The sequence below is a fragment of the Methanoplanus endosymbiosus genome (assembly GCF_024662215.1).
Classification (GTDB): domain Archaea; phylum Halobacteriota; class Methanomicrobia; order Methanomicrobiales; family Methanomicrobiaceae; genus Methanoplanus; species Methanoplanus endosymbiosus.
The window spans coordinates 955,068-968,188 of sequence record NZ_CP096115.1 but is presented as its reverse complement, the minus strand read 5'-3'; the positions used below and the strand labels follow the sequence as shown (position 1 = coordinate 968,188).

The window sequence follows — 13,121 nt, the reverse complement described above, 5'->3', positions numbered from 1 at the left end:
TTTTTTTATTCCTGCCCGATAACCTGTGACAGGAGAGAGTTCACCGTTTTCATATACGGTTTAGGTCCTGAAAACAGGCTGAAGAGTCTTTGAAGTGTTGTCTCTTCATGTGCCCGAAATACTGCCCCACGTTACATTCTGCACATAAAATTCAAATGAATTCACACCGTCCGGATTCTGCATTGAATAGTCCATATCCATATCAAGCCTGAATGTCCCGTCCGGCCTGTTGGCCGGAGCACCCCAGCTGTTGAGCACAGTCCAGTATCCCCCGTCAGGGACAGTGTCATTATATCCGAGTATAAGCATAACGTGGCCGCCGTCGTTTCCTGTTGTTCCGGGTGTTAATTCAGGTCTGAAAACAGCGGATTCATTCTCGTTCTCCCAGAATGACATAAACGGGTCCCAGTTGTCCGGGGTATAGAGAATGACCACAGCCCTGCCACCCGCGATTGCAGATTTAATCAGGCCGACTGCGTCATCTTTGGATATATCCTCTTCTTCATAGGCAGAATTAGTTGGTATCATTTCGGCGTGCATCTCTTCGATTGGGTAATTCGGGGATGTCTGTATAGTTTTTGCCGGAACTGAGGTTGACTCACCATTCTCGCACATTGTTGCAGAGTCTGCAAATGTTGCATTTCTGTTGCTTAGGGGGACTGCTTTTCCCGTTGTATTATAGAAATCTGCAAACCATACCGGACTTCCGCCGCAGCAGGCCCAGATCCCTGTTCCGTTATGGTATGTTGATGTGAAGTACTGAACGGACAGACGGTCAGTTATGTTTTCCTGCCGGAAAAGTTCCATCTGAAGTGCACCTGTATCTGCCCATACCCAGCAGTTGCCGCAGTGATCAGGTGAACCGCCGGTCTGGTCCCATTCCGAAGGGACATATGCAAATCTGTCAAGAAGTGAAACACTCTCCGGAAGAGCACTCACTGCCCCTTCTGACGGAGAATAACGCGGTGTGTTCCTGTTTGATTCCTGCATTGCAAGTACAAGATCAGTCTGAATATTCATTGCAAGGTCTGCAAATGCCTCAGGAGACTGATCCGTCGTTACTGCACAGTCCATAAATCCGGCCTGCCTGTTTAAGTCATCACTGTCATACATGCTGATATCCATTGCCCTGCCGAACTCTCGTGGATCGACATCACGAAAAGCCTCCATATCGCCCGATAATATGGTGTCAAGGCTCACTCCGTCTATCATTATCCCGTCAGGTGCTGCGCATGAATCAGATGAGTCGTTTGAGCCGCTCAGTTTGTCCTGCGGAGATATTGGCGGGAGCAATGAGAATATTATGGCTATGATAACTACAATAAGTAATATCAGAATGATATATGCTGGATTTTTCACGATTTTCATTTTAGACTAATGATTATAAATTATTTTGGTTTGCCACCGGAGGTCATAACAGAAGGGCCGATTCAGAAGAAATGATCCACGAATGTTTTCTGTAACAGAAGGATTAAGCAGACAGCAGATAAATGGCCGATAAATTTCCGGTAAAAAAATGAGAAGTGATATAGTACAATATTCTTCACAATGGTTTTCTCATTACATAATGTGTATTCCCAAACTCATCTGAGTATTTATCAAAGATTTCGGTCTGCCTTTTCAACCCTTCAATTACCATCAGAGCGCCCTCATCATCTGCATATTCCTCTTCGAGTTCTGCAAACTTTCCCTTCAGTTTACCGTAGAAGCTCTCTTCCCATACCCGTGAAGGTAGCCTGAAGGATCCAACCAGCTCAAATCCGGCATTCCGGATGATCTCAAATCCTTTATCTTCGATCATCATTGCGGGATGTATTTCGGCGTAGAACTCCGCTGCCTCAGCCGATGGGTTTTCCGTGAACCAGAACACATCAGATATCATCAGATGTCCGCCCGGTTTCAGGAATTTTTTCCAGTACCTCACAGCATTTTCAAAGCCCATAATGAATGAACATCCTGCGGCCCATATAATGTCGAAAGACTCCTCTTCAAAGGGAAGATCGTCCATAGATGCACAGACCGTTTTGATTCTCCCGGAAAAACCTTCGGCTGCAATTTTTTCATCCACCACATCAAGGAAAGGCTGGTGTATATCAGTCGCTATTATCCTGCAGGACGGGCACAGGCGGGCAAGGGCCATCGTCTGTACACCCTTCCCGCAACCAATATCAAGGATCTCACCACCTCCTTTTAGTGGTTCTGCGATGATTGAAAATGCCTTTTCCGTGTGCTCATCATCTCCCGGCCCCAGACTGGGTGACGATTCAAAAATCTTAAAAATTGGATTGTTATCCATATATTCTTTTAATTTTAGGATTTCATTTAGTTTTCGGTCGTTTCGGCACCGCTGACATTAGTACCTATGCTGCATAAAATCAAAATGAGTCCTCATCTCTATTTGTGCGATAAGGTAATTTCCCTGAAATCAGGTTGCTTTAAGTAATTTACCTGCTTTTCCTGACTTTCCTGCCAGAAAAGAGAATTTATGAAAGGCTTAATCCTTAAAGATAAACAGCTCATCAATGGCTGAATCAAGAGCCACTGCTACATCATGTGCAAGTTTAAGTGAAGGATTGTACTTACCCTTCTCAAGAAAGACAATGGTCTCCCTTCTGACCCCTACAGCCTCTGCAAGCTGAGCCTGTGTCATGCCCTTCTTTGCCCGGAATTCCCGTATTCTTGTATCCATATTTTAATTGCCCGGAATAATTTTCGTCCTTTATTTTTATTTCTAAGATCTGCCCTGAAATCCGTTTTTAAAAGATTTTCATCTGGAATTAATATACATCTTCCTTCTTTGAGAAGTAACACTGAAATACAACTGCACTGAGAGGCATAAGAAACATCAGCACCCCAAGAACAATCTCTGCCGATAATGCGACAACCTCAAAGAATGAGAGCCAGAACATAAGAATAACCAACAGGTATGCCAGGTACCATGAATAGGATATTGCCCATGTCCCGATCTTAAGAGACCTCTCATCCCTGAGATTATAATCAGCAGGTTTTCTGAGACTGACACCGGCAATAATCACCATAATCAGCCCCATAATAGCCATTGCAGAGAAAGACCCTGAACTATCTTTGGATGCCGGAATCATGGCAAGGGCTGAGCCGGCCACCAGCATAAGAATACCAATGATAAGGCAGATGTAAAGAATATTCTTTTTTTCAACCGTTTTAATGATTGCAACTGTTATTATTGCCAGAATTATTACGAGCGATATTCCGATAATATCAGCACCCGGTTTTGCTCCGCTTAAAAATACTGCAATGAGTGCAACAACTACCGCCACCACAGCAAGTCCCGCTGTAACCGCAATCCGTCTTTTATTTGTGTTCATTTCCATTTATTTTCACCTGTTTTACAATTATCCCAAAATCATCAGCGCTTTTTTTCAGAAAGACGTGAATTGTTAAATATATACTGTTTATTCCTGTAATCTTCATATTTGCATCTGTGGGCTGAAACCCTGAAGATAAAGGAACAGCCTGACAGCCAGACCGAGAATTATCAGTACATAGATTACCTTCCTGCTCACAAGAGTTCTCAGGACAATAATTGCGACTATAGCCATAATAACTACAAATATTACCGGGATTGCGTCCAGTCCAACTCCGGTGAAAAGTACTGCTATGACTGAAAATATCAGTGCCGCAGCACCCAGTCCTGTAATAACAACAATACGCCTGTTATCTGAGTTAATTTCCATTTATGTACCTCGTTTATTCACATCTGTGTTAGAAATAATCAACACTTTGTTAGAATAATATAACTTGTTAGATCTATATAACATTTTTGCAGATGAGAGATTATCTTCCGGAATTCAGGATGCATCCGTGTTTTGATAAAGTTAAGAAAAAAAGCCGTTTTTCCGGAATTAAATTATATCCAAAGAGCAAATAGAAGAATATGTTTCAAAGAATTGGAAGAGGATGGCAGCTGTTTAAGCAGACATTCGCCATTCTCTCAAGGGAGAAGAGCCTATTATTATATCCGGTCATCTCCGGAATTATAATTCTGTTAATTCTCGGACTGCTCTTTATCCCGACACTCTTTATATTTGTGGGTTCAGGGATAAACCCTGAAAATATGGGCATTGCCGGCTATGCACTCTGGATTGTTATGCTCTTTGTAATATTTCTGGTGACAGCATTTGTGTCGTCATTCTTCAAAGCCGGAATTGTGCACAATGCAACTGAAGTCATAAAGGGCAATGATCCGGCATTCAAAGACGGAATCAGTGCTGCAATGCCTAAAATTGGATCAATATTCACATGGGCGCTCATTGCGGCAACAGTCGGCCTTATTTTGAGCCTGCTGCGTGAATCTGACAACCCTCTTGGCCGGTTTCTCACCGAAATTGTAATCGGAATTGCCGGTGCCGTCTGGAATCTGGTAACCTTCTTTGTAATTCCGGTTATGATCTTTGAGGATAAAGGTGCCATCCCTTCTATTAAGGAATCATGGCATCTCTTTAAGCAGACCTGGGGCGAGACTGTCATCGCCGGGTTTTCATTCGGAATTGTGATGATCCCGGCATTTCTGCTCATGATCGGCACATTCTTCTCAGCGATGTTTATGCCGTCTGTTGTCTTTGGTGGTATGCTTGTACTTACAATACTTGTCTTTGCAGTATCAGCAATATTAGTATCCGCACTTCAGGGCATTCTCGTTGCTCTCCTCTACCACTATGCAAAGACAGGCGAGATCTCACCGCTTGTTGACCGGGAATTCATTGAGAAAGCCTTTGTCGAGAAGAAAGGCAGCAGTTCTGTTAAATTCTCCGGCGGAAATATCTGATCTTCAGATAAATATCATTTTTTGCAGATCTCCCATATGGAGATATACCATTTTTGCATCTCACCGGATTTCCGGGAAACATTTATCTTCTTTTATGTCCATTCTGCCATATGGGGTTAAATGCAGTATTTCTCAACTGCACCTTAAAGTACCCGCCTGATCTTTCAGAGACGCAGGCACTGATTGACAGGGCAGTTGAGCTTTTTGGTGAAGCAGGTATCGGGAGTGAAGTTATCAGGATTACCGATTACAACATCAAATTCGGAAAAACATTTGATATGGGCGGGGATGACGAATGGCCCGGAATATATGAGATTATCCGTCAGTCTGATATTGTAGTCATCGGTTCTCCGGTATCTTCCGGTGTACGATCAAGTGTTGCACAGCTTGTAGTGGAGCGGCTGTACGGGTCATATTCGTATGATTCTCCTGAATCCGGGCATAATCCGCTCTACGGCAAGGTTGCCGGAGTAATAATTTCCGGAGAGGAAGACGGAGCCTATAATGTTGCGGCAGACACACTTTTTGACCTTAACTGCCTTGGATGTATCATTCCTCCAAATGCAGGAGGGGATAAGCATTTTTATACAAACCTGACAGTGGGGTATCTGGTCAGAAATCTTGCCTGGATGGCAAAACTTATGGAGGAGAGTAAAAACCTGCAAATATAAAACCGGGCAGTCCGGGAATTCAGAGAATGCAGGTTTTTTACCTGACCCTCTTTTTTCTCCCGGTTTTTTTGTGGAAGATTTCCGGCCGGAAAAAGCCCTGATCTTTAAAAAAAAGAGTTTCAGGTATATATCCCTGCACCGACAATGTAAGTATCTCCGTCACTGCCGGTTACAGATTCCGAATATGATTTCTTGTAATAAAGCCCGCCTGTATCAGGTTTGACATAGATATATTCAGTCCATCCTGAACCGTCATCAGTTGCGGTTTTTATTATATCATTTCTGAACATTTTTCCGGTAATGTCACCTTTATCCAGAAGGTTTGTCCCCACCGGGGCAATACTTTCTGCGTTTGCAGTTACAGTTCCGTCACCGGAAAAGACAAATATGTATAGATTTGGGTGGGTTTTGTCTTTGTAAGGGGCCTCTCCGAGATTTATCTTCTCTATTGTGCCTTTTGCATCTGTTTTTATATCTCCGGCTGTCAGTTTTACCAGTTCAGTCACATCGCCCTCAGAATATGGGGATGAGGTGTGCATTGCACCCGCATACCTGTAAATTACCTCATCATATTCACTGTAGCCTTTCTCTTTTCTGTCGGCTATTATATTTTCAAGCGTTCTCTGGAATGCTTCAACAATCCTCTCCGGAGTTTCTCTGTTAAAGGCGTAATAGAATTCATACGGCTCAAATTCATAGGCTGTCAGGTAGCTTTCCGGACTTCCGGATAATTCAGCAATGTAATATGCACCTGCAATTCTGCCTGTTGACCAGAGATCAATATCTCCGCTATCAAGCATATTCAGGGCATCTTCCGGTGAATCTGCCCCTGTTATCTTCTCTTCCGGATATCCGGCCTCCTTTAAGAGTGAGAAAGATGCGGTCTCCTTCACTACGCCGATCTTATATTTTACAAGATCTTCGGCATTGTTTATCTCAATATTGCTCTCCTTCTTCGCAAAGAGGGCATTTGTATTGCTCATTATCGGCCCTGCCCACCTGAAGAGATCCTCTCTTTCGGGGGTTTTTGCCATTGTGAAAAGAACGGTATTCTCCTCGTTTAAAGTCTTCTGATAGGCATCCGGCCAGTCCATAACCTCTATATCGCCGGCAGTTTTCTCCACATCAAGGCGGTCGAATATAATCTCTAAAAGTTCAGCAGATATTCCCTTCAGTTCACCATCCTGCATGTAATTCATAGGGGCGAACTCCTCTGTCAGGTAACTGTATCCGGACAATCCTTTGGACGCGAGATATTCACTGAGGATTCTGTCATATCCTGTCTGCCCTGACTGACCTTTCTTCTCCTTTATACTCTCAATTCCGGACTGAATCTTATCTATATATTCATCCGGGGTATCCCTGCTGAATGCGTAATAAAGTTCAGACCCATTAAGGGTGTAAACCTCTTCAAAGAAGTTATAACTGCCGGTTATCTCTGCGGAGTAGTACTTTGCTGCCTCCTCACCGTAGCAGAAGAGATCTGCATCACCGCTGATTACGGAATTTATCATCTCCTCCGGGCTGCCGGCAACTACGAGGGATTTGCTCTCATATCCGGCTTCCATGAGTTCACCCGCTGCGGCATCGTCTTTTACAACCTCAATTCTGTATCCTTTCAGGTCCTTCTCATCTTCAATAACTATGCCGGAACTCCTTTTTGAAAAAACAACCATTTTTTCTGTGCCGATAGGTCCTGCCCATCTGAATTTGTCCTCCCTTTCGGGGAGTTTTACCGTTGCAAATATGGCAGAGTCTTCATTATTAAGTGTATTATTGTAAGCATCAGACCATGACATAACTGTGATGTCATCATTTTTAATTACAATTCCGGACAGGAGGGCTGCTTCAGTCAGCAGATCTACCGATATTCCTCTTGCCTTACCGTTCTCTTCATAATTCCACGGCGGGTATTCTTCAGTATAATATGTTACTGTGCTCATCTGATCCCCGCCATTAACATCTGTTTCCGTTGTGCATCCTGCAAATGCCGTTAATAATATCAACATTGTGGCTGTCAGGACTGAGCATATGCCCCTTCTATGCATGATACTGCCTTTGCAGTTATCAAAATATACACTTTTCGTTCTGTTATTATGTTAGCCGGATCTTTCCTGTGGTTATTATTTTATCCTGTGAGAACTAACACAGAGAAGAGGAGTGATAAAACTTGGTTAAATGCAGAATCTGTGGTGAAGAGAAGGAGAAATACATGAAGGTAAATCATAAAAAATATTATGGGCCTGTATTTATCTGTGAGGAGTGCTATAAAAAAGAGGAGAAGGACATTACAGGTTTTTCCTCATGCTGTAGCTGCTGATTTCTCAGATTATCATATTTTTTTGCCACATATGGCATTTTTCTGCTGTTTTAATGCTGAATCTATCTCTTCATATGTCTGCATGATAAATTCATGTGTCAGGTAATCAGGCTTTACATAATCAATTATCTCACTGCATCTTTCAGATGAAAACGGCCTGTGATGGTCAATCTTTCCAAAATGCTCCATAATACAGATAAATTTGTCATTCTGGTTCATATCATTGAAATTTTCAGGTTCTGCCATATTGTTGTGATATTCTGCTGATGCGCTATAGTGGAAATGCAGCCCCCTGATATTATTAATAACTTTTCTCTCCTGCTCATCAAGGACTGAGAGAACACAGTCTATACCCTCCTCTTCAGTATAACAGCATTTTGAGGCATTCATTAAATGACCTGTATCAAGCATAAGCCCCCACTTTTTAAATTTGAGGCTGTCGCAGAATTCTGCCACTGCCCCTGAGTCAAGGAATGTAAGTCCCGGAGACCAGAGATTTTCTATGAATATATCAAACGGAGGTTCGCCTCCGGGAAAACGGGAGGCAGTTTCGTTTAGGAATTCTGCTGTTTCTGTCAGCACATCGCTGTCTGAGCAGAACTTTTCCCGGCAGAATGACTGTTCAGTTTCTATATATCCACCGTGATATACACCATATGCAGGATTTAAGGAAGAGACGTTCGTCAGGCAGTCCATGAAATTCTCTATGACTTCTGAATATGATCTTCCGCCGTAGAAATACTTCTCACCACCGTCTGAAAAGTAATCCGGGACTTTGAAACTGTTATCGGTTTTTAATCTGTACCAACCTGTAAAAGATGGCAGGTGCACAGCCCCGACAACATCAGGGGGGATGCTCTCTGGCACTTCATCGAAGTTTACAAGCATCTCAACCCCGTCAAGTTCATTTTCCGCCAGGAATTTCCGGATACTCTCCCACTCTCCTCCGAATTTCTTCAGGTCATACTCATATACTGAAAAATTTATGAATTCCTTATACTGCACAATCTCTCTCTCCTGATCTATGGTTATGAATTGACACTACTTAATTAGTATTATTTGAGTAAATTAAAATTAATCTGTAATGGTAGATGTGGTATTTTACCTGGAGATCTTCCGGGGAAAAGTAAAGGGTGGATTAGACATTAATATATTTATGGAAATGCCGGCATCGGTTTGCTATTTATATCTGACTGAATCTGTAAACCATATACCGGCATTTCAGGAGATATGATTATGGGGATGTCAGAATATCTGCATTATCTGCTGCCTGTGGTAATTGTGGCTGTTTTTTTCTGCGGCTGCCTTGATAGTGCCACATATGCGGATGCTGCTGAAAATATAACTTATGCTGAGGCCGTTGGGCTTTCTCTTCGGAATTCTGAGGTTCTGGATGATATTGGCGGTGTGAATTATACTGTCTCTGATTATGCAGTGGCAGAATCTCCGGAAGGGGATGTTTATATGATTGTCATCCAGAAGTATGCTGATGACGGTTTTCCTGCCGGACAGGTAATTCCGATGGTGAGTATGGATGGTGAGGTTGTATATATCGGGAGTTCTTTCCCGCCGCCAAGACCTCCGGGGATGATGAACGGGGATAATAATGATACTCATCATGTGAGTCGTGATGAGGCACTGGAACTGGCACTATCAGATATTAGAGATCAGGGCATTTCACCTTACATGATGGATGGGCAGCCGTATTACACATTTGATGTTACAAGTCAGAATGATGGAAATATAATATATAATTTCAGGATACAGACTGAAGATTACAATATAAGCAAAGTTTCAATATCCAGTGTTAATGGCAGGGTTGTGTACCGGAAATCCGGCATACACGAACCGCTGCATATTATTCCGCCGGAATATTTTTCCGGTAAGTCTACCCGTGCCGATGTCCTGCTGAATAGTTCCGGCGAAAATGAGTAAATTTCCGGACATAAATAAAGAATCTGGGATGTATGGAAAAAAACATATGATTGAAGTGGGCTATGAATAAAATTCCGTTGAGTAATACAATGAAATTAGATAATTTGGATTTAGATATGGATTTGGGAGATATGTCCGGCAGACTGCGGGCTATAATGATAACAATAATGATGGCAGTCACAATAATATCTGTCTGTGCTGTCTGCGGGTGTATTCAGGACGGCGGTGGGATTAACGGAGATGAGGCACTGCTAATCGCCCTTAATGATTCTGCCCTTACGAATGTGACAGGGGGCAGCGATCCGGGAGAGTATAAAAGTGAAATTACAGTCGGGGAGGATGGAAGGCCGGTTTATACTTTTAGTTTCTCGCCTTATCCTTCCAAAGGCTACGGACTTTTGCAGTATATAACCATCACAGTCGGAAGTTCTGGTGAGGTGATTGACCGGAAAGTGAGCCAGGGGCCGATGATTACACCTTCCAATCCGGAGATGTATGCACCAAAACTTCCCGATGATGTTGTTTTAAAGGGTGCACTGAATACGAAATTATATCCGGGGATATCATTTCGGCAGGACGGTCTTGATGTAAAACTTGAGTCGGCAGAGTTTACCAATAAGAGTTCAGAGTTTTACTTTGTGGCCCATGCAATGTTTATCAAAGAGGTTGCAACCCCGCAGAATAAGAGTAATATGCCCCCCGGACCTGTGCTGAACGGCAATATCTCAGTCTCCGGTCGTGATGCTGAGGATTTTGACAGGTTTAATTCTGTCAGGTGGGATGGTGATGCGGTTGGCTTTACTATACGGTCTGACCCTGTTCCGGCAGATACCGATAATATCTCAGTAAGCATTGGCCGGATTTACGGCAGGGACTTTAACCGGAATTATGAGGTCATCTGATATGAGGGAATCTTCTCTGTGTGATAATCGGTCTGTATTTCTCGGTTCGCTTAAAATATCCGTGAAATGCGGTTTACTGGCGGTTGCTGTTATTCTGATCTCATATTTTGTTATAGTGTATTTTTATGAGAGTCATGGACTGTATGCCATTATGACGGGTGCATTCTGGCAGTTTGTCTTTCTTGTCGTCTTTGTTCAGTTCCTTGCCGGGTTCTTCTCCGGAATTCTGATCTGTGAGAAATTTAAGGGTTGTGCTCCCGATACTGCAAAGTTCAGATATTATGGGGCATTTGGAGGTTTTTTTACCGGTATTTTCATACTGGCGCTGCCGCTTGCCATTGCATCTTTAAGGTTTTTTAACAGTGCACTTCAGTTTGGAACACTCATTTCTGCGTTTATGAACTTCTTCCCATTCGTCATATCCGGAGCTGCGGCCGGGATTATCGGCTCTCTTTATGCCGGAAGGCTGGTCTCTGCCGGCAGGTTAAATTCCGGTTATCTCAGGAAAAGTTCAATATATTCCATCCTGTTAATCCTCCTGGTAATATTTGTCCCGGTATTTTTCGGTCTTGTTTTTGCTCACCAGTATGAGCCGGAGGTTATCAGGTACGGAGAATATGATGATTATGATCTCTCGTTAATTCTCATGTCGTCTGATGGGAACAGCATAAGTAAGATCGGGCAGTTTAACACCACATATGGCCGCTCAGTGCCTGTTGTTGAGATGAAAAACGGGACATTTGCCATATTCGGACATGACTATAAAGAGAGGGGAGATATTAATTATCTGGCATTTACCGATCATGATGGTATAACTTCGGATAAGATACCCATCCTTAGAAGTCCGCACCCTGTAAGCTGTGGCACTGAAATTTTTGGGACCGGCTTTGCCATATCTGATGAGGCTAAGAATATATTCATCATAGACTATGACGGCAGTCTCATCCTGCACACATCTGTACCGGACGATCTGAAGAGAAGCGGAAACCGGGTTGAGATGGTATATCCGGGCGGTGAAGAACTCTTCCTCAGATGGGGCAAATACTGTGCATTTATGAACTTTGACGGAAATTTCTCAGATATTAAGTCATACGGCGAGTCTGGTTATTCTGAGCGGCTTTATCGTATGAATACCGGAGGAATTCTGACATCTTCAGGCGGAGGTTACTTCATATCAGTGATAGATGATGATTCAGGCAGGCTTAAGGTGGTATGGCTTGATGATTCCTTAAATTTTGTAAGGGAGGAGTTTGTCGGGAGCAGTCACGCTTCAACTGTTCAGGAATATGCCGGTAAGAACGGGGATGATATGGTCCTGACTGAAGACATCATCCGCTATGATGACCGGCCGGTCTCTGAATTTGACAGGTATTTCAGGTTTTACAATACCAATACCGGAGAGTATAATGACGTATTTGTGGATTTTTCCTCCTCTCAGGAGGTTTTTGAAGATGGAATTTCCGGTTATGACATCTTCACAGCAGGAGATATTACTTCCGTTGGAATGAGTGGTATTTATATGAAGAGCTGCCCGTTTGACGAAGAGTATTATGATAAAGGATGTCATGAAGGAGAAACACTCATCCCCGGAAGTTTTGCCGGCATAAAAATCATGCAGACCGCTGACGGGGGTTATCTGTGTGCATATACTACAGAGAAGGCGGAGGTTGTGAGATGAAGGAAAATATTGTTTTGTATGCCCTTATTGCTCTTGTAATCTTCTTTGCCGGAGGTTCGGTTGTTCTGCATGTTACGGCTCCGGACGACTGCAATCCGCGATGTGGGCCTGTATTTGAGGTGCACTATTCAGATACATTTTATTTCTTATCCCCGGACGGTATCCCCGGTTATCATGCTGAAACTGAGGTGAATTATAATGACGGAGAGTGGGAGCTGCATATGAAGCCGAAAGGGTATGACTCTTCTTTTGCTGTAAGCACTCACTTCCCGCCCGGTTTTGATCTTCCGGTTTATACTCCTGATGTAGAGGTGAAGGACGGTAAGCTGTACTTTGATATTCTTCTCTTCAATAATGTCGGTTATGATCTCGTCAATGTCACATTTGAGACAGTATCTGATATTCAGATTAAGAAGAATGCAGACGGCGCATATGGTGAATACAGCAGGTATGATCCAAAATCCGGTATAGACAGAATATATGTCGGGGATTTATCAAATGAGTCCTTTAAGGAGGTCAGATTGTCTGCACCTTTAATTCCGGCAGAATCACCTGAGTCCTTCTTTGTTAAGGTAAACATTGTTCTTCCGGACAGTCTTGAAACAAAGGATGGTTCTGAACTGAAATATGATATAAATGAGTATCTTCTTCCGGAAATGATTCCGGATGTTTATACTGTGGACAGTTATGATTCTTCACCTGTCTATGAAGTATTCAGGTTTTTTATTGTATAATATTTCTAAAAACTATCATTTTTGGCAATATTGTTTATTTTACTGATAAATTGTTATGTATTATTTATGTTGTTGTG

General features: G+C 42.9%; 14 protein-coding genes. 7 read left to right on the top strand and 7 right to left on the bottom strand.

Features of this window, described 5'->3' with window-relative positions; translation table 11 throughout:
- Window positions 1-105 precede the first annotated feature (105 nt).
- The 5 genes from L6E24_RS04090 to L6E24_RS04070 all read right to left on the bottom strand — a co-directional run bounded on the left by L6E24_RS04090 (window position 106) and on the right by L6E24_RS04070 (window position 3,713).
- A complete protein-coding gene (locus L6E24_RS04090) occupies window positions 106-1,368 on the bottom strand; it encodes a C1 family peptidase (protein ID WP_257743449.1) in 1,263 nt (420 codons plus the stop codon).
- Window positions 1,369-1,543: 175 nt separating this feature from the next.
- Window positions 1,544-2,296, bottom strand: a complete 753-nt coding sequence (locus L6E24_RS04085; RefSeq protein WP_257743448.1) for a class I SAM-dependent methyltransferase — start codon at window positions 2,294-2,296, stop codon at window positions 1,544-1,546.
- A 198-nt stretch (window positions 2,297-2,494) separates the two neighbouring features.
- Complete coding sequence (locus L6E24_RS04080; protein ID WP_257743447.1) at window positions 2,495-2,689, bottom strand: helix-turn-helix transcriptional regulator; 195 nt, start codon at window positions 2,687-2,689, stop codon at window positions 2,495-2,497.
- Between the two features lie 88 nt (window positions 2,690-2,777).
- The gene (locus L6E24_RS04075) at window positions 2,778-3,344 is read right to left on the bottom strand and encodes a hypothetical protein (RefSeq protein WP_257743446.1); all 567 of its coding nucleotides are present in this window, start codon (window positions 3,342-3,344) and stop codon (window positions 2,778-2,780) included.
- Window positions 3,345-3,446: 102 nt separating this feature from the next.
- On the bottom strand, window positions 3,447-3,713 hold the full coding sequence (locus L6E24_RS04070; RefSeq protein WP_257743445.1) for a hypothetical protein: 267 nt from the start codon (window positions 3,711-3,713) through the stop codon (window positions 3,447-3,449).
- Window positions 3,714-3,913: 200 nt separating this feature from the next.
- Here L6E24_RS04070 and L6E24_RS04065 point away from each other — a divergent pair, with 200 nt between their 5' ends.
- Complete coding sequence (locus L6E24_RS04065; protein ID WP_257743444.1) at window positions 3,914-4,804, top strand: DUF6159 family protein; 891 nt, start codon at window positions 3,914-3,916, stop codon at window positions 4,802-4,804.
- A gap of 110 nt (window positions 4,805-4,914) precedes the next feature.
- Entirely contained in the window at window positions 4,915-5,475 is a 561-nt protein-coding gene (locus L6E24_RS04060; protein ID WP_257743443.1) for a flavodoxin family protein, read from the top strand.
- 119 nt (window positions 5,476-5,594) lie between these two features.
- On the opposite strand, the gene L6E24_RS04055 is transcribed toward L6E24_RS04060, so the two are convergent.
- Window positions 5,595-7,484: a transporter substrate-binding domain-containing protein gene (locus L6E24_RS04055; protein WP_257743442.1), complete on the bottom strand. Its 1,890-nt coding sequence runs from the start codon at window positions 7,482-7,484 to the stop codon at window positions 5,595-5,597.
- 161 nt (window positions 7,485-7,645) lie between these two features.
- Here L6E24_RS04055 and L6E24_RS04050 point away from each other — a divergent pair, with 161 nt between their 5' ends.
- The gene (locus tag L6E24_RS04050) at window positions 7,646-7,795 is read left to right on the top strand and encodes a hypothetical protein (RefSeq protein ID WP_257743441.1); all 150 of its coding nucleotides are present in this window, start codon (window positions 7,646-7,648) and stop codon (window positions 7,793-7,795) included.
- A 12-nt stretch (window positions 7,796-7,807) separates the two neighbouring features.
- On the opposite strand, the gene L6E24_RS04045 is transcribed toward L6E24_RS04050, so the two are convergent.
- Complete coding sequence (locus tag L6E24_RS04045; RefSeq protein WP_257743440.1) at window positions 7,808-8,800, bottom strand: hypothetical protein; 993 nt, start codon at window positions 8,798-8,800, stop codon at window positions 7,808-7,810.
- Between the two features lie 231 nt (window positions 8,801-9,031).
- Here L6E24_RS04045 and L6E24_RS04040 point away from each other — a divergent pair, with 231 nt between their 5' ends.
- The 4 genes from L6E24_RS04040 to L6E24_RS04025 all read left to right on the top strand — a co-directional run bounded on the left by L6E24_RS04040 (window position 9,032) and on the right by L6E24_RS04025 (window position 13,044).
- Entirely contained in the window at window positions 9,032-9,730 is a 699-nt protein-coding gene (locus tag L6E24_RS04040) for a hypothetical protein (RefSeq protein WP_257743439.1), read from the top strand.
- A 116-nt stretch (window positions 9,731-9,846) separates the two neighbouring features.
- The gene (locus tag L6E24_RS04035; protein WP_257743438.1) at window positions 9,847-10,632 is read left to right on the top strand and encodes a hypothetical protein; all 786 of its coding nucleotides are present in this window, start codon (window positions 9,847-9,849) and stop codon (window positions 10,630-10,632) included.
- Window positions 10,633-10,783: 151 nt separating this feature from the next.
- Window positions 10,784-12,310: a hypothetical protein gene (locus L6E24_RS04030; RefSeq protein ID WP_257743437.1), complete on the top strand. Its 1,527-nt coding sequence runs from the start codon at window positions 10,784-10,786 to the stop codon at window positions 12,308-12,310.
- On the top strand, window positions 12,307-13,044 hold the full coding sequence (locus L6E24_RS04025) for a hypothetical protein (protein WP_257743436.1): 738 nt from the start codon (window positions 12,307-12,309) through the stop codon (window positions 13,042-13,044). The genes L6E24_RS04030 and L6E24_RS04025 overlap by 4 nt, the downstream gene beginning before the upstream one ends.
- The last annotated feature ends 77 nt before the right edge of the window (window positions 13,045-13,121 follow it).

What these genes read in the sequence shown, in the direction of transcription:
- L6E24_RS04080 (WP_257743447.1), bottom strand. Translation starts at nt 2,689, where the DNA reads ATGGATACAAGAATACGGGAATTCCGGGCAAAGAAGGGCATGACACAG.
- L6E24_RS04070 (WP_257743445.1), bottom strand. Translation starts at nt 3,713, where the DNA reads ATGGAAATTAACTCAGATAACAGGCGTATTGTTGTTATTACAGGACTG.
- L6E24_RS04030 (WP_257743437.1), top strand. Translation starts at nt 10,784, where the DNA reads ATGACGGGTGCATTCTGGCAGTTTGTCTTTCTTGTCGTCTTTGTTCAG.
- L6E24_RS04090 (WP_257743449.1), bottom strand. Translation starts at nt 1,368, where the DNA reads ATGAAAATCGTGAAAAATCCAGCATATATCATTCTGATATTACTTATT.
- L6E24_RS04075 (WP_257743446.1), bottom strand. Translation starts at nt 3,344, where the DNA reads ATGAACACAAATAAAAGACGGATTGCGGTTACAGCGGGACTTGCTGTG.
- L6E24_RS04035 (WP_257743438.1), top strand. Translation starts at nt 9,847, where the DNA reads ATGGATTTGGGAGATATGTCCGGCAGACTGCGGGCTATAATGATAACA.
- L6E24_RS04060 (WP_257743443.1), top strand. Translation starts at nt 4,915, where the DNA reads ATGGGGTTAAATGCAGTATTTCTCAACTGCACCTTAAAGTACCCGCCT.
- L6E24_RS04065 (WP_257743444.1), top strand. Translation starts at nt 3,914, where the DNA reads ATGTTTCAAAGAATTGGAAGAGGATGGCAGCTGTTTAAGCAGACATTC.
- L6E24_RS04025 (WP_257743436.1), top strand. Translation starts at nt 12,307, where the DNA reads ATGAAGGAAAATATTGTTTTGTATGCCCTTATTGCTCTTGTAATCTTC.
- L6E24_RS04055 (WP_257743442.1), bottom strand. Translation starts at nt 7,484, where the DNA reads ATGTTGATATTATTAACGGCATTTGCAGGATGCACAACGGAAACAGAT.
- L6E24_RS04085 (WP_257743448.1), bottom strand. Translation starts at nt 2,296, where the DNA reads ATGGATAACAATCCAATTTTTAAGATTTTTGAATCGTCACCCAGTCTG.
- L6E24_RS04040 (WP_257743439.1), top strand. Translation starts at nt 9,032, where the DNA reads ATGGGGATGTCAGAATATCTGCATTATCTGCTGCCTGTGGTAATTGTG.